The sequence below is a fragment of the Niallia sp. M35 genome (genome assembly GCF_050971705.1).
In the GTDB taxonomy this organism is placed as follows: Bacteria; Bacillota; Bacilli; order Bacillales; family Cytobacillaceae; genus Niallia; species Niallia circulans_A.
The window spans coordinates 14012-31164 of record NZ_JBPCEP010000003.1; the positions used below are offsets into that span (position 1 = coordinate 14012).

Below are 17153 nucleotides of genomic sequence, written 5' to 3' on the forward strand. Positions count from 1 at the left end.
GTAATAGGTAAACTTTATTGGGAGGCGTACAGAGTGGATGAGGTTATATCATTTATAAGCCAAGTAGGGTTTCCGATAGTTGTCAGCTTTTATCTGCTGAATCGTATCGAAACAAAGCTAGATATAATGATAAAATCTATTCAGAGTTTACCAGAATTAATCAAAAAGTAGTATATCGCTAAAAAAATAACCGAAATTTATAATTATCCGAAAAATGAAAGGGTTTTCTATTGACAATAATAGTTAAAACTGTTAAATTTACATTAACCGTTATTGACGTATTTAGTATGTTATTTATTCAATCAACAACTTAAAATGATAGATTAATAGCCAAATGCTTATGCGTGAAAATGGTAATTAAAAGATGAAGCTAGCAAGCTTTTTTAGGAGGATTTTTTTACATGAAAAACGGTAAAGTAAAATGGTTTAATGCAGAAAAAGGGTTTGGATTCATTGAAGCTGAAGATGGTAATGACGTATTTGTACACTACTCAGCGATTCAAGTTGAAGGCTTTAAATCTCTAGAAGAAGGCCAAGACGTTTCATTTGAAGTTGTTGAAGGTGCACGTGGACCACAAGCTGCTAACGTTACTAAAATATAAGGATAGCTACTCTTCATATATAAAAGGTCAGACCAAAAAATGGTCTGGCCTTTTTCTTTTGGTAATCTGTCAAATGAATAATGTCTTCTTTTATAGAAATAATTGGTTTACTCCTTCTCTGATATCCTCATCTTTTCATAGTTTGTTATAATAATAGAATATATTCTTTTATTTATAATTAATATACTAAAAAAGCGTAAGTTTTTTTCATAAACATAGAGGTGAAAGTAATGAAATTTATTCATACAGCCGATTGGCATTTAGGAAAATTAGTGCATGGTTTGTATATGACAGAAGATCAACGATTTATGCTGAAACAATTTATGGACCTAGTGGAGAAAGAAAAACCAGATGCAGTTATTATAGCCGGTGATTTATATGATCGCTCGATCCCTCCGACTGATGCCGTGAATTTATTGGATGAAGTATTATATTTTATTAATGTCGAGTTAAATACTCCGATTCTTGCGATCTCCGGAAATCATGATAGTGCCGAAAGATTATCTTTTGGAAGCTCTTGGTATCAGAAGAATCGTTTTTATTTAAACGGTAAAATAGAAAATAGCTTTACTCCGATTTCATTTTCTGGTGTGAATTTTTATTTAGTGCCATACTGTGAGCCGGTAGTGGTAAGAAAATTATTAGCGGATGATACTATTCTTAATCATCATGATGCAATGAAAGCAATTATTAGCAAGATCGAAAGTAATTTAAATATAAATGAGCCAAATGTATTCATCGGACATAGCTTTGTACTTGGCGGAAAAACAACAGATTCTGAGAGAATATTATCTGTTGGCGGATCTGGCTGTGTCGGTGCAGAATTATTTGCGCCCTTCTCTTATACAGCTTTAGGACATTTGCACAGTCCAGATGCTATACATCATCCAACTGTAAAGTATTCGGGATCATTGATGAAATATTCTTTTTCTGAAGCAAAACAGAAGAAATCAGTATCTATCATTGAAATAGATGAAAAAGGGAATTTCACGCAAAGCTATCAAACATTAATGCCGAAAAGAGATATGCGAGAAATGGAAGGATACTTAGAAGAATTGCTAGACGTTTCCTATTATCAGCAGCAAAAAGTAGATGATTATTTAAAAATTACATTACTTGATGAAGGGGCAATTCTTGATCCGATTCAAAAATTAAGACAAGTCTATCCCAATGTTCTTCATTTAGAAAGAAAAATAGAAAATAAAGACCGGAAAGAAAAGAGTATTTTACAAGTTCAAAAAGAAGTTCAAAAAAATGAATTAGAGTTATTCGCTTCTTTTTATGAAGAAATGACAACAGCCGATTTTACGCAAGAAAAACAGGAATGGATGACAACGGTCATTAACCAGGTTCTAAGAGAGGAGGGAGCGAAATGAGACCATTAAAGCTAACGATGCAAGCATTTGGCCCATATGCACGAAAAGAAGTCATTGATTTTACTGTTTTAGGAAATCGTACTATGTTTGTTATTTCAGGAAAAACGGGATCTGGGAAAACAACGATTTTTGACGGAATTAGTTATGCGATATACGGGAAAGCAAGTGGAGAAGACCGCAATGGTCCAGAATTAAGAAGCCAGTTCGCTGAAGACTCCTTATTAACAGAAGTCAGTTTTGAGTTTAAGTTAAAAGAAAACCGATATTTAATTACAAGAGCACCTCAGCAAGAGAAGAAAAAGGAAAGAGGAGATGGATATACAACTATCGGTGCTAAGGCAGAATTATATACGTTTGATGCAGATGGAAATGAACAACTTGTTGCCTCCTCTATCCGTGATGTCGATGAAAAAGTAAAAGAAATCATGCAAATAGATAGCAATCAGTTTCGGCAAATTCTAATGATCCCTCAAGGAGAATTTCGTAGATTGCTTACATCCGATAGTAAAGAAAAAGAAAATATCCTACAGCGATTATTTCATACGGAAATGTATAAGCGGATTGAAGAGAAGTTAAAGGAACAAGCACAAGCACTAAAAAAAGAAGTAGAACAAAAAGTGCTGTTACGTACCAATGCCTTATCGAAAATAACGGCAGTTTATCATCAGGATCTCATCACTCAATTGGAATCAGATCGTGATAATGATGTGGCGATTCTTCCTCTATTAAAAGAAGAAATTGTATTAATGGGAGAAGAGATAGAAAAGCTACAGAAAAAATTGGATCGGAAAAACACAGATCGAGATAGTTTGAAGCAACATTTATATGAAGCAGAATCTATATTAAAACAAATAAAGCTTAAAGAAGAGCTTTCTACCCGTTTAAAAGAACTAAATAATCAACAGAAGGAATATGCAGAAACAGAAAATAAAATTAATATGGCGCAAAAAGCAGCGCTTCTTGCCCAACAGGAAGAAATTTGCCATCATTTAAAAAAACAAATCGATGAAAGAAATTTAGAAGAGAAAATGATTCAATTCAAGTTAGAAAAGCTTAATAGTCAATTAAAAGAGGCAGAAAAACAACTAAATCAAGAGGTAGAAAAAGAAGTAGAACGAAAACAGTTGTCTGATTATCTTGTCGATTTAAAAAATATGGAGAAGGATGTCTTTCGTTTTGCGGAAGTAGAAGGAAAACTAAGCATTATAAAAAAAGATTTAGATAGTCTAGGGGCTAAGGAAGCGTTACTTCAAAATCAACGAAAAGAGAAAGAAGTAATGATACAAAATATGAAAGAACGTTTAAAGCAGTTAGACGGAATAAAGGAAATGCTGCTAGAAAACAAAGACAAGCTCCGGAATTTACAATCTATCTTAGAGAAAATGAATGATTATTTAGAAGTACTAAATCGCACGATGAGACAAAAAGTAGATGCGGAATCAAAGGAAAAAATGCTAGACAATACACTAAGAAGAGTGGAAGATGCAAAAAAACTAGTAGAAGAACTGGAAAATAAATGGCTTATCAATCAATCATATATTTTAGCGAGCAGCTTAAAGCCAGACGAGGCTTGTCCAGTTTGTGGAAGTGTACATCACCCTGATCCGGCAACAAATAGAAATCATGAAGACAATGCAACGGAAGAAGACCGTAAGAATGCGAAAAAAGATTTTGAAGCAATAGAGAAGGAAAAGGCAAAAGCAGAAGCGGCTTGGCTTGAAGCAAATACACAGTGGAAATTATTAGAGGAAGATGCTCAAAATAAGCTAATGAAAGTGAAAGATATTTATCCGGATTTTACTAATGAAGAAAGTACGATAGCAGTAAATACGATTAAAAGCGAACTTCACAGAATTAATACCGAACAGAAGAGACTTGAGGAACAATTGACAGAAAGAGATAAGATGGAACAATCTCTTGTTAGTGCTGAGCGCCGCTATCATGAATTGCAATCTGAGCTTGAAAAAATAGCAGTGGTGATGCGAGAGACTACTATCCAATACACAGAACATAATACCACATGGAAAAATATGAAAGATGCTATTCCAGCTGAACTGCGTGATCTATCTCGGTATAAAACAGTGTGGAAGGAAAGTTCGCTTCAGTTAGAGAAGTTAGAAGCTCAATTAAAGTTAGCGCAAGAAAAAGTGCAGATGACGAAAGAAAATTGGCAAAAAGAATCCGTCCGTTTCGAAAGTGTACAAAAACAAATTAAACAGCTCACTGATAGCTTGCAGACAGAAAGAGAGATTTTTTTAGAAAGCATGACAAAGCAAGGTTTTCCAACCTATCGCTCTTATTCAGATAGTAAATTGTTGGAAAAGGAAGTAGAGAAGCTCAAAGAGTCAGTACAAGCTTACCGAGAAGAATGTCGGTCTGTTTCCGATCGATTAAAGGATTTAGAAAATACGCTTAAAGATATTACCATTCCGAACATGGAAGATCTTCAAAATAAGCTTAAGACTATTATCGAAGAAGCAAATAAATTGCAGGAAGAACATACAAATATGTTAATAAAGCAAAAAGAAAATAAAGAAATATATAATCAGGTGATTTCAATAAATCGACAAGTAAAGGATCTGGAAAATCAGTATAAACTTGTCGGTCACTTATATGATATTTCCAGAGGACAAAATGCTCAACGAATTACTTTTGAACGCTATGTATTGGCTTCTTTCCTGGATGAAATATTGCTTCAAGCCAATAGCAGATTAAATAAAATGACAAGCGGACGATATCAGCTTGTCCGCAAGAGTGACCGATCAAAAGGAAATGTCCAAAGTGGTTTAGAGTTACTCGTATTTGACCAGTATACAGGCCAAGAAAGGCATGTGAAAACACTGTCAGGAGGAGAAAGCTTTAAAGCTTCACTTGCCCTAGCGTTAGGATTGTGTGATGTTGTGCAAAACTTTGCTGGTGGTATTTCCCTTGAAACGATGTTTATTGACGAAGGTTTCGGTACATTAGACCCAGAATCATTGGATCAAGCAATTGAAACATTGATGGACATCCAAAATTCAGGTCGATTAGTTGGGGTGATTTCCCATGTTCCAGAATTGAAAGATCGAATGGAAATTAGACTCGAGGTAATCGCTGGGCAAACGGGAAGTACTACGAGATTTGAATATTTACGATAACGAAATGAAAGAATCATTTTGGAGGAAAACCTAATAATAACTTTAGAAGCTGGGAGCGGTATTTTGCGAAAAAAAAGAAAGAAGCATGGAAGAAGCCTATTAATTATATTGATTTTTTTCTTTATTCTTCTATTATATTGGAAATTAAACCAGCCTGATTATAGGGATGTTCCAATGCCTGTTGAATTAAACCCGGTTGTAAATGAAAAGAAGGATATTCTTGTTAAAAAAGCTGGTGATATTGGAATTCGGGTAGTTATCACAGAGGACTTCAGGAGTGTAGAGGAACAGAATCGCTTATATGAACAAGGAAGAACGAGAGAAGGTTCCATTGTCACAAATGCAAAAGGAGGCCAGTCGTATCATAATTATGGACTAGCGATTGATTTTGCTCTTATGGATATTAATGGAGTCGTTATTTGGGATATGAAATATGATGGTAATGGGAATGGCAAAAGCGATTGGTCAGAAGTGGTTGAAATAGCGAAATCTTTAGGTTTTCAATGGGGTGGCGATTGGGCAAACTTTAAAGATTATCCCCATTTTCAAATGGATTTTGGTTTAACAATTGAGGAATTGCAAAAAGGGAAAAGGCCTGGGCCTGAATAACAAAAAAGAGGGTGACTCATAATAAAAGACGTCATCCTCTTTTTTCTATTAAGAAACCACCATCTATCTATCCGGACGCATTACAATTACATTATGTGAACGTCTTAAAGCTCATTGGTAGTTGGCTAGAAATTAGACTAAATCACTTAACAGGTAATGATAAATCAATTGACCAGTTGCCTCAATAGACGAAAAGTGGGTGCGTTCGTATGCATGAGAGGAATCGATACCTGGTCCGATTAATGCATGTTTAATATCATGACCAGATCGTATTGCGGCAGATGCATCCGATCCATAATATGGATAAATGTCTAATTGATAGGGAATTTCGTGTTTTTCAGCTAATTGAACAAGATTTTTTCGTAAGGCATAATGGTATGGTCCACTACCATCTTTCACACAGATGGAGACAGTATATTCGTCTGTGGATTGTCCGTCTCCCATTGCCCCCATATCAACAGCCATATATTCGATTGTTTCGATTGGAATATTTGAATTGCCGCCATAGCCAATTTCCTCGTTATTGGAAAGAAGAAAATTAGTTGTATACGGAAGCTCGATATTATTTTCCGTTATTTTTTTCATTAATAATAACAGAATGGCCACACTAGCTTTATCATCTAAATGCCTAGATTTAATGAATCCAGATGGGGTAATCTCCACCCGCGGATAAAAAGAAACAAAATCACCAACAGAAATGCCTAGTTTTTTAACATCTTCTTGGTTTTTTACGATTTCATCAATTCTAACTTCCATATTAGCTTGATTGCGCTCAGCAGTTCTTGCTTCCTTATATACATGAACTGATGCTTGATGAAGGAGAATTGTCCCTGTATATGTCTTGCCAGAAGAAGTTTCAATTATACAATTTTCTCCTTCAATGCTGTTATACGTAAATCCGCCAATTAAATCTAAGCGGAGGCGACCATTTGCTTTGATTTCTTTCACCATAGCACCAAGTGTATCAACGTGCGCAGTCAACATCCGCTGCTTTTCTGAGATTTTGCCTGGAATAGTTGCAATTAATCCCCCTTTATTATTTCGATATGTTGAAATATTTGCGCTATGTAAGTATTTTTCCATTAATTGAATAATGGTTTCTGTGTTTCCTGAAGGACTTGTAACATTCAATATTTGTTCTAATAAATCGAAATATTCTTTTTGATCAATTTGTACCAAGTAGAATTCCTCCTTTTAATATCCTAATCATTATACTATTAATAATGGAAAGATTAAATATGCTTATCCGCTGTTTAACTTACTTATTCCTAGGGTAGTAAGAAAGAACTGTGAGTATTTACCATTTTCCTTTTGCGAAAAAAATGTTAGTATAAATTCTTGTCGAAAAAACACAAAACATGTGCTTTTCTTTCTTTTTTTCGTATAAATATAGATATTGCTGGTAATATTCATTAATTTAATGTAAGATGTGGTTAATTTGAAATCTTCTTAATGTAAATTTACATTAATAGGAAGGAAAAGAAATGACCATTTTGAAAATGATGTGTTATAATGGATTACGTCATTTCATCATCTGCTACTTCTGAAAGAAGATGAACAAAAAGAAGGGCAGTAACATATGTAGATAAGGTAGCACTAATTAAGGGAAAATAAACATTATATTAAGAGGTATTAATTATTTGAATTGAGGTGAACGGGATTGAAAGGTACGGTAGAATTATTTCGCAAATTTTTAACAAAACATTCTTCTTTCTTTTTAATCGCCATATTTTTATTTTGGATGAAAACGTATATTGGATATAAAGTAGAGTTCAGCATTGGCGTACAGGGACCTATGCAGGAATTTCTACTATTTATTAATCCATTGAGCTCAGCGCTGCTCTTTATTGGACTTGCTTTATTTGTTAAAGGGAAAGCACAGCCTATCTATATTACGATTATTACGGCATTAATGTCAGCATTATTATATGCAAATATAGTGTATTATCGCTTCTTTACGGACTTTATAACAGTTCCGGTAATAACGCAGGTTAAGGTAAATGGTGGACAATTAAGTGATAGTATTCTATCGTTACTTAAACCTTATGATATACTTTATTTCCTAGATGTAATTATTTTAATCGTATTACTTGCAACTAAAGCGTATAAACCTACGGTACAAAAAAATAGAAGAGCGGCAAAATCCGTTTTTGCACTAGCTATTTTAACATTTGTTATTAATTTAGGTTTAGCGGAGGCAGATCGCCCGCAATTATTAAGTCGTTCATTTGATAGAAACTATCTAGTGAAATATTTAGGTGCATATAACTTCACAATTTATGATATCGTCCAAAATGCGCGTTCAGAAAGTCAAAGAGCATTGGCGGACAGCAGCGATATTACGGAAGTACAAAACTTTATTAGTGCTAATTATGCAGAGCCAAATGACAAATACTTCGGAGCTGCAAAGGGTAAAAACGTTATTTATGTTTCATTAGAGTCTTTACAAAGCTTTATTATTAATTACAAATTAAATGGAGAAGAAGTAACACCATTTTTAAATTCACTTATCAAAGATGACAATACGTTCTATTTTGATAATTTCTTCCATCAAACAGGACAAGGAAAAACATCTGACGCAGAATTTATGATGGAAAATTCTCTATATGGAATGTCCCAAGGAGCTGTTTTTGTAAACAAAGCGCAAAATACACTGCAATCAGCACCAGCTATTTTAAAAGGGGAAGGATATACCTCCGCTGCATTCCATGGAAATTATAAAACTTTCTGGAATCGTAATGAAATGTATAAAACGATTGGATATGATTATTTCTTTGACGCAGAGTATTATGATATGTCAGAAGAAAATACAAAAAACTATGGTATGAAGGATATACCGTTCTTCGAACAGAGTATGCCTCTGCTTGAAGGGTTAAAGCAGCCATTCTATACAAAGTTTATTACACTATCTAATCACCATCCATTTGAAATGGATGAGGGGGATACTGACTTCCCAGCAGGTGACTTTGGTGACAATGCTGTAAACCATTATTTCCAATCTGCTCATTATTTAGATGAATCAATCCGTTTATTCTTTAAAGAACTTAAAGAATCTGGCTTATATGATAATTCAGTGATTGTTATGTATGGTGACCATTATGGAATTTCTGAAAATCATAATAAAGCAATGGCGAAAGTACTTGGTGAAGAGGAAATCACACCATTTATGAACACGCAGTTACAACGTGTACCATTATTTATTCATGTACCAGGTGTAGAAGGAAATGTCGTAAGTAAATACGGTGGCGAAGTAGATGTAATGCCAACGTTGATGCATCTTCTCGGTATTGATACAAAGGACTATTTACAAGTTGGTTCTGATTTGCTTTCTAAGCAGCATCGTGAAACTGTTCCATTTAGAAATGGTGACTTTGTTTCTCCTACACTAACGAAGATAGGCGATAACTATTATGATGCTAATGGCGAGTTAGTAGATGCAGAAAAAGGAAAAGAACAAGCGGAAGCAGCAGCTGCTGAACTACAAGCATCTGATAGCATCGTGACGAAGGATTTATTGCGATTCCATAAACCAGATGGATTTAAACCAATAAATCGTGAGGATTATAATTATATAAAAGGTAATACTAGCAAGGCTGATTCAGAGGAATCAGCGGAAGAATAAGCAAAAAAAGTCTCTTTCCAGTGAGTGGAAAGAGATTTTTTTGCTAATAAACATAAAAATATTTTATAATCATTTTTGCTATATCTGGTTATCAGACAGGAGAGGTTGAAATATTTTCTTTAGGTTGCAGGCTATTTATCATTATTTCGGCTTATGGATCTATCAAGATTTTATGAACGTGTAGGAGTCCATTTTTGTCTTTCTGCTTAAAAATGAGCGAAGGAGTTAGGTTTAATCAAACGGAACATGGCAAAAATATAACTAAACACATAATAAATCCCATATCCGTAAAGGATATGGGATTTATTATAATAATGGTAATTTGTTGATAGATATGTTAAAATAAATGAATCTGTTAGTGAATTCATTTTTAGAAAAGAATATATTATTTCTATAATAATGATATCACAAAATGATTCTGCTTGTCAAGATAATTTATTAGGGGTGGAGACACTATGAACAATAAGGAACAACCAGAAAAAGACCAGGAACAAAAACGAATAGATTTCGTTCGTAAACAAATTGAAGAGAAGCTAACAGTATTAGAAACTGATATTAACCATATTAGCGGTGATGTAAGTCAGCTGCGTTCTAGTTTCTGGGAAGATGTTACTGTAAATTTAGATGAACCAGATGATGTCATTGAAACATTTACAAGTATTAAGCAGCAAGCAGAACTACTTGGTGAGCGGGAGCGAACATATGGACAGATTCATAAACAACAAAAGGTTCTTCATAAATTAAAGGATTCTCCTTACTTTGGAAGGATTGATTTTAAGGAAGAGGGGGAGGAAACTGAACCAGTTTATATTGGCATACGTTCATTTATGGATAAAAAGAATGAAGAGTTTTACATATATGATTGGAGGGCACCGATTTCTAGTGTTTATTATGATTATTCACCAGGACCAGCGTCTTATCAAACACCAGGTGGTAAAATTAATGGGGAATTATTGTTAAAAAGACAATTCATTATCCGTGATGGAAAGCTAATCAGCTTATTTGATACTGGTGTTACTATTGGGGATGAATTATTACTAGAAGTGCTTGGTAATAATGCCAACTCCATGATGAAATCAATTGTTGCTACTATTCAAAAGGAGCAAAATCAAATTATTCGAAATGATAAAAGTAAATATTTGCTTGTACAAGGAGTTGCTGGTAGTGGGAAAACTTCCGCGGCTTTGCAACGAGTTGCCTATTTACTATATAAACATCGAGATACATTAAAATCGGATAATATTATGCTATTTTCGCCAAACCCATTATTTAATAGTTATGTTTCCACTGTCCTGCCAGAGCTGGGAGAAGAGAATATGCGTCAGTCTACCTTTTATGAGTATTTGCAATCAAGGATTGGCAAATCTTATCAAGTGGAAGACTCCTTTTCTCAATTAGAGTATTTGTTAACAGAAACAAACAAGGCAAAAAAAGCGCAAAGATTAATAAGTATTCAATATAAAAGTAGTGCTGCATTTAAAGAGCTAATCGATGAATATCTTCAACATCTGCAGAATGATGGGATTGTATTTAAGGATATTATGTTTCGGAAAAAAGTATTTATCTCTAGCGAAGAACTGACGCGAAAATTTTACGAAATGGATAGCACTATTACGATTCCCAATCGAATGCAATTATTAATTGAATGGGCGCAAAAGGAAATGAAAAAACATGCTAAAGCAGAAAGAAATCAACCTTGGGTGGATGAAGAAATTCAGCTGTTAGATAAAGAGGAATATTTAGAAGCATTCCATGCATCTGAAACGAAAAATGGAAAAGAGCAAGAATTTGCGTATTTTGAGGAAGAGGAAAAATTTTTACGCAAGATTATTGTAAACCGATATTTTAAATCTATTTATGCAGCCGTAAAAAAAATGAGGTTTATTGATTTTGCTGCTATATACAAAAATATTTTTCATTTAGCATGTCCTAAAGAGTTATCAAAGGAAGAGTGGCAAACGATAGGAATACAAACGATTGCTAATCTTAATCAAAGCTTCCTTGCGTATGAGGATGGAACTCCTTTTGCTTACTTAAAAGATAAACTAGAAGGCAAAAAATCAACGTCTGGTATTCGCCAAGTATTTATTGATGAAGCACAAGACTATTCTGATTTCCAAATTAACTATTTGAAGGAACTTTTTCCCTATAGTAAAATGACGCTTTTGGGCGATATTAACCAAGCTATCTATGCACACCATCACAATGAGATTGTTGGAAATGAAGAGAGTGAAGAAGTTGAACGAATAGAGTTAATGAAAAGTTATCGTTCAACAAAGGAAATAATTGAGTTTACAAGAGGCTTGACTGTAAATGGAGACTTAATTGAACCATTTAATCGCCATGGTGAAAAACCTGCCGTCGTAAATGCGGCAAATAGTGAAAAGAAAATAAAGAACATCCAAAAGAAAATAGAAGAGTGGATGGAAAAAGGCCATAAAACAATTGCGATCATTTGCAAAACAATTGAAGAAAGTAAGGAAGTATATAAGCGACTTAAAGCAAAATTGGATGTTCGTTTGATTCAAAAAGGAACGACTTCTTATGAAAAAGGTATATCTGTCATACCGGCCTATTTAGCAAAAGGAATAGAGTTTGATGGAGTTATCCTTTATAATGCTTCCAGCTATGAAGGCGAATTAGAGAAAGAATTATTTTACACAGCTTGTACAAGAGCAATGCATGAACTGACTATGTATATAGAAAACGGAAAACAAAATGAGTATTTTGAAAAAATAGATCATACAACCTATGTCTATGAAGAATTGGAAATTAATTAGCTAAATTTGTAGTTTAAAATACAGCTCCCTTTATCTATGCTAATGGCGGATTATCCTTCAAAAGAGCAGGGAGACGGGAGCTGATTTGATATTTAGTGTTAGTTCGCGCTATTTTTACCAAACCTCTGCCAGATCGAACCAGTAATGACAGATGGTTTCTAAGCCTTTGTCATAGTTTTCGAGATGAAAATGTTCATTTGGAGCATGGAAGTTTTCATCTGGTAAGCCGAATCCCATTAAGACAACTGGTAATTGCAAAATTTGATCAAAAGCGGCTACGATAGGAATAGAACCTCCGCCGCGTGTATAGGAAGTAGGTACTTGATATACTTTTTCATACGCTCTTCCAGCTGCTTGAATAGCTTTATGATCAAAGGGAGTAACATAGGGATTGCCTTTATCAAATAATTGAACCGTTACATCCACTCCTTTTGGCTTATGCTTTTCAATATGCTTCTTCAATAAAGCAACAATTTCATCTGGATCTTGCGCTGGAACTAGTCTACATGTTATTTTTGCTCTCGCTTCAGAAGGGATAACTGTTTTGACGCCAGTTCCTTGAAATCCACCTTTAACTCCATTTATCTCAAGGGTTGGGCGTACCCAAAGTCTTTCTAAAGTAGTGAACTCTTTTTCTCCAAACAGGGAAGGAGAGCCGGTTTGTTCGATAATTGATTCATCTGTGATATCCAATGCTGTAAAAGCATCTTTTTCCTGCTTTGTTAAAGGAGTTACCCGATCATAAAAGCCTTCGACAGAAATGACTCCATTCTCGTCATGAAAACTTGCTAATAGGTGGCTTAAAGCAGTAATAGGATTTTGAATTGCTCCTCCAAATAACCCAGAATGCAGATCGCTTTTTGGACCTTTTACATAGATTTCCATCCCACATAATCCTCTTAAGCCATAGCAAATCGTTGGTTTCCCTTTTTCCATCATCCCTGTATCTGAAATAACGATGACATCGGCACTTAATAAATCTTTATTTGCTTCTACAAAAGAAGGTAAGGCTGGACTGCCGATTTCCTCTTCTCCTTCGATGCAGAATTTAATATTTACTGGTATTGAACCTGTCGTTTTAAGAATTGCTTCGATTGCTTTAATATGCATAAAAACTTGGCCTTTATCATCACTGGCTCCTCTAGCATAAAGCTTTTCGTTACGAATTTCGGGTGTGAAGGGAGGAGATTCCCATAATTCGAGGGGATCAACTGGCTGAACATCATAATGTCCATACACCAATACGGTCGGCTTCCCTTCCTCATGTAGCCAATCTGCATAAACGACAGGATTGCCGCTTGTTTGATGAATGGCAGCATTCTCTAATCCAGCTTTTGTTAAAGCGTCCACTAACCATTCTGCGGTTCTATCAATATCTGTTTGATGTTCAGGAAGGGCACTAATACTTTCTAATGATAAAAAGGAGAATAATTCCTCTAAGTGCTCTTTTCTTTTTTCTTTTAAATATTGTTGAATAACATCCATTCTATCCATTCCTCCAATTATTTCGATATGGAAAATAAATTCGCTTATATAAGAAGAATATCCTCTTTTTTTGAAAATAAAATATATTGAAAAATAAATAACTTTATTGTAAAATTACACCATTAGTTTAAATGGTATGAAATGCATGTGATTATAGAAAGGATGCATAAAATGCAAAAAAATATGGTTATTTTTTTTAATCGGATGGTAGAATCATTGTATTCGAAGGAATATATAACAGAAACGAGTTATACCGATATTAAGTCTGGTTTCCAAAAGTATTTAGAGGACGAGGCGATAAAAGAAAATGGAGAAATAGAAGAAAAAGTAAAAGTAATGGAGAAACAAGAAAAGAAAAAGCAGCCTTCCATACAAAAGAAACAACATACTCCTGAACAGCTGCGCGAACGAAATATAGGGGTGTTGCTTTATTTAGGAGTTTTTCTATTATTAATAGGTGGATTAGTGGTTGCAACTAGTAATTGGGACTCTATGCCCGGTTGGTTGAAGGCAGTATCTATTTTCTTTGTTTCGATCTTATTTTTTGGTTTTGCCATGTTATCGAAAAAAATAATAAAGATCGACCATACAGCCTTTGCTTTCTTTCTTCTGGGGAGTCTTTTTCTTCCAATAGGATTTTTGTCAATAAGCTTTTTTCAGTTAGCAGGTGACTATCTTTCTATATATGGCGAGGGACGTTTCTTATTAGGAGTAATCGCTGGTTTGGTTCTATTCCCTATATATGCAGCTTTAGCGATTTATTTAAAGTCCCGTCTCTATAAAATACTAACGATTGGGACTATCACTGGAACGATTGCCTTTCTGCTTGCTTTTTTACCATTAGCACTAGATGGATTCTTCTTCTTTATGATCATTTATCAATTTATAACCATCTATGTTTTATTAAGGTATCAGCACATGAAATGGATTAATTATTTTCAGAAGGAACTCACACCCATTGTTCAAGTGCAATTAATCTTAACTGCTTTATTTATGACTTTTCTGTTTGAGAGCAGTGTGATAAATGGCTTTTACTATTTGATAATCAGCAGTCTATTTATTATGACCGTAGCATTAACGAAACGAAAGCATGATCATTTTTACATAACTACTGCTATAGCCTTTGGGCTTTATCGAATTTTTACCTATCCAATTCTAGAAGACTTATTGCCAATAGCCTTTGCTTGCTTTAGTATTTTCCTTCTTTCTTTTGTCTTTATCTTAAAAGGAAAGATAGAGTGGGGGAAAGTTTGGGAGTTTACAAGCTTTGTCATTGCTCTGGCAACATTTTTCGTAACCATTCTTTTTTATTGGGAACTTTTTCTCGCTGGAAGTTTGTATTTAGTGTTTGCCTATCTCTTACTGGCTGTAGAATTCATCCTTTTAGCAAAAAGGCTAACATATGTAATTATTCGTTATTTGCCGGTTCTCTTTATCAACCTAGCTTTATGGAATCTTGCTCTGTTAATTCCATTAATAAAAGATCTCGACAGTTTTTTCCTTGTCAGCTACGGTATTAATATCGGGCTTTTATTTTTGCTAGGGATTTTTAATAATTGGTATCTATTACAGGATATTAGAAAACCTTCTGCCATTTATAATATTGCCTGGATGGTACTAATAGCCTTTTTATCAACAGCAATCTTTTTAGGGAAATGGTATATACCTTTTATGATAGCAGGAATTGCCCTAAGTCTATATAGCGGCAGTCGTTTCATAAAAAATAAAATTCAGCAGCAACTTCTTGCCTATATAATTCCGTTTACTGTTTTTTGTGTTTATTTTACAACAGCAGAATCCATTAGCTTAATCCAGAAGCAAGGACTTCCATTGTCAATAGCATTAGGAAGTTTAGTTACCATCTTAACGGGAAGTATATATGAAAAAATCGATAAGCAGATGGGGAGAAACGGCTATTTCATTGGACAAATCATGTACGGATTTGGATTTCTGTTAATTTTGGAATATTTCATACTAAACAAATGGGTGGCTACAGGAATATATTTAGCGTCAATTTTTATTTTTTATGATTTGTACCGAAAAATAAAAAACATCCTTATAGCCTGGTTAATCGGAATCGTTAGTTTGATTAGCTATTTCAGTCTTGTAGGTTCTATTTGGAACACAGATACAATTGTTTTTGAACTACTTATGAAGTATGGCTGGATTGGTCTGTTTATGCTGTCTTTAGGATTAAAAAACACATCATTCAAGCTGCCGTTTCTCACACTTTCCCATATTTATATTATCGGAAGTATTATCATTGATCGATTAATAATAGAAAATAATTCCTTCCTGCCGTTTATCTATTTATTCATTGCTTATAGTATAAGTGTCTATTTAGTAGCGAATAAATATGTAAAAATGACATTTCGATATGGTAGCTATCTATCTAGTTATTTCTTTATAGCAGCGGCTTTTCCTTTTGGCTTTGCAGGAGGGAATGCTTATAACATCGCATTTACGGTAATGTCAATGGCGTTATTTGGGATTTATTATCTGAAAAAAGAAAAGAAAGAGCTTGTTTTCTTTTTCTTACCATTTAGTTCAGTTGGGATAATATATTGGATGTTTGCATCACCTTTTACTATCATAACTTACACCATCATCCTTGTTTATATTGCACTCCTGCTACTTATGATCCATCTAGAAAAATTATATCTTGTTTCGTTTATTGGAATGGTTTTCCTATTTATGAATAATGAAGTATTCATGCATGATTTTCTGCCAATCGATCGGTATCTGTTTACGCTGGTTTGGGGAGTTATATTTATGCTTATTAGCACTATTGTATATCCAGTCATTACAAAGTGGCAGGAAGAAGGAGAAAAGTGGATTGATTTTTATTTCCTAGCAAGTTTTCTTACCATTTTCTCTTTATACGTAATAGAAACAAATTTAAAGTGGGATAATGTTATTCCGGGAGTGTTACTCGCATTGCTAGTATTTATCCAAAAAAATAGGGTGGGGAAAGAAATTAAATGGGTACCTCAACTTATTGGCTTGGTTACACTCCTGTTGCCATATTACTCTATGTTATCAATTATTTCTATCCAGGAATATATCGAGACAGAGCTAAAAGTATTACCAGTACTTGTCGTCATGGTTGCCGCAAAGAAGATCGTCAAGCATGCGTCCGGACTATTAACGAAGATCGAATGGGGCGTTGTAACCATTTCGGCCTTGCTCTTAGCAATGGATGGCTATCTCTCTCATACAATCTATGATGCCATCATTTTGGGTGGGCTTGCGGTAATATCCATTTTATCAGGATTTTATTTCCGCTATAAATCTTATTTCTTTGTGGGAATTGGTGTATTAATATTAAATGTATTATTGCAAACTAGACCATATTGGGGTAATTTTCCTTGGTGGGTATATTTATTAATTGCTGGAACTATTCTAATTACCATTGCAAGTATGTATGAAATGCAAAAGCAAGGAAAACAACCAAAAATATTCACAAAAATACTTTTGTGGAAAAATAGAATAAGGAATTTTTTAAAAACTTGGAAATAGCCTAAGTTTATGAGATTCCGCAA

General features: G+C 34.2%; 10 protein-coding genes. 8 read left to right on the forward strand and 2 right to left on the reverse strand.

Translation table 11 applies throughout. The features are described from left to right. The first annotated feature begins 33 nt into the window (after positions 1 to 33). From NiCM35_RS03995 to NiCM35_RS04015, 5 genes are all read left to right on the forward strand, one after another. Positions 34 to 171, forward strand: coding sequence for a YvrJ family protein (locus NiCM35_RS03995; RefSeq protein WP_095328512.1), 138 nt, complete (start codon positions 34 to 36; stop codon positions 169 to 171). 230 nt (positions 172 to 401) lie between these two features. Next, the gene (locus NiCM35_RS04000) at positions 402 to 602 is read left to right on the forward strand and encodes a cold-shock protein (protein ID WP_031537602.1); all 201 of its coding nucleotides are present in this window, start codon (positions 402 to 404) and stop codon (positions 600 to 602) included. 230 nt (positions 603 to 832) lie between these two features. Continuing rightward, positions 833 to 1978, forward strand: coding sequence for an exonuclease SbcCD subunit D (locus tag NiCM35_RS04005; RefSeq protein ID WP_095328513.1), 1146 nt, complete (start codon positions 833 to 835; stop codon positions 1976 to 1978). After that, positions 1975 to 5115 (forward strand): AAA family ATPase, encoded by a 3141-nt coding sequence (locus NiCM35_RS04010; RefSeq protein ID WP_433778707.1) that lies wholly within the window; start codon positions 1975 to 1977, stop codon positions 5113 to 5115. The genes NiCM35_RS04005 and NiCM35_RS04010 overlap by 4 nt, the downstream gene beginning before the upstream one ends. A gap of 63 nt (positions 5116 to 5178) precedes the next feature. Beyond that, the gene (locus NiCM35_RS04015; RefSeq protein ID WP_413230962.1) at positions 5179 to 5724 is read left to right on the forward strand and encodes a M15 family metallopeptidase; all 546 of its coding nucleotides are present in this window, start codon (positions 5179 to 5181) and stop codon (positions 5722 to 5724) included. A gap of 132 nt (positions 5725 to 5856) precedes the next feature. On the opposite strand, the gene NiCM35_RS04020 is transcribed toward NiCM35_RS04015, so the two are convergent. Beyond that, entirely contained in the window at positions 5857 to 6903 is a 1047-nt protein-coding gene (locus tag NiCM35_RS04020; protein WP_123257639.1) for a M42 family metallopeptidase, read from the reverse strand. Positions 6904 to 7384: 481 nt separating this feature from the next. Between NiCM35_RS04020 and ltaS the strand changes: the two genes are divergently transcribed. Further along, positions 7385 to 9346: a lipoteichoic acid synthase gene (ltaS, locus tag NiCM35_RS04025; protein WP_095328517.1), complete on the forward strand. Its 1962-nt coding sequence runs from the start codon at positions 7385 to 7387 to the stop codon at positions 9344 to 9346. Between the two features lie 455 nt (positions 9347 to 9801). Next, positions 9802 to 12126 carry an RNA polymerase recycling motor HelD gene (helD, locus tag NiCM35_RS04030; protein WP_433778710.1) on the forward strand — a complete coding sequence of 775 codons (2325 nt, stop codon included), beginning with the start codon at positions 9802 to 9804 and terminating at the stop codon, positions 12124 to 12126. Between the two features lie 114 nt (positions 12127 to 12240). On the opposite strand, the gene NiCM35_RS04035 is transcribed toward helD, so the two are convergent. Further along, positions 12241 to 13611, reverse strand: a complete 1371-nt coding sequence (locus NiCM35_RS04035; RefSeq protein WP_433778712.1) for a dipeptidase — start codon at positions 13609 to 13611, stop codon at positions 12241 to 12243. Positions 13612 to 13782: 171 nt separating this feature from the next. Between NiCM35_RS04035 and NiCM35_RS04040 the strand changes: the two genes are divergently transcribed. Then, positions 13783 to 17130: a hypothetical protein gene (locus NiCM35_RS04040; RefSeq protein WP_433778713.1), complete on the forward strand. Its 3348-nt coding sequence runs from the start codon at positions 13783 to 13785 to the stop codon at positions 17128 to 17130. Positions 17131 to 17153 lie beyond the last annotated feature (23 nt).

What these genes read in the sequence shown, in the direction of transcription:
- NiCM35_RS04000 (WP_031537602.1), top strand. Translation starts at nt 402, where the DNA reads ATGAAAAACGGTAAAGTAAAATGGTTTAATGCAGAAAAAGGGTTTGGA.
- NiCM35_RS04035 (WP_433778712.1), bottom strand. Translation starts at nt 13,611, where the DNA reads ATGGATGTTATTCAACAATATTTAAAAGAAAAAAGAAAAGAGCACTTA.
- NiCM35_RS04005 (WP_095328513.1), top strand. Translation starts at nt 833, where the DNA reads ATGAAATTTATTCATACAGCCGATTGGCATTTAGGAAAATTAGTGCAT.
- NiCM35_RS04010 (WP_433778707.1), top strand. Translation starts at nt 1,975, where the DNA reads ATGAGACCATTAAAGCTAACGATGCAAGCATTTGGCCCATATGCACGA.
- helD (WP_433778710.1), top strand. Translation starts at nt 9,802, where the DNA reads ATGAACAATAAGGAACAACCAGAAAAAGACCAGGAACAAAAACGAATA.
- NiCM35_RS04040 (WP_433778713.1), top strand. Translation starts at nt 13,783, where the DNA reads ATGCAAAAAAATATGGTTATTTTTTTTAATCGGATGGTAGAATCATTG.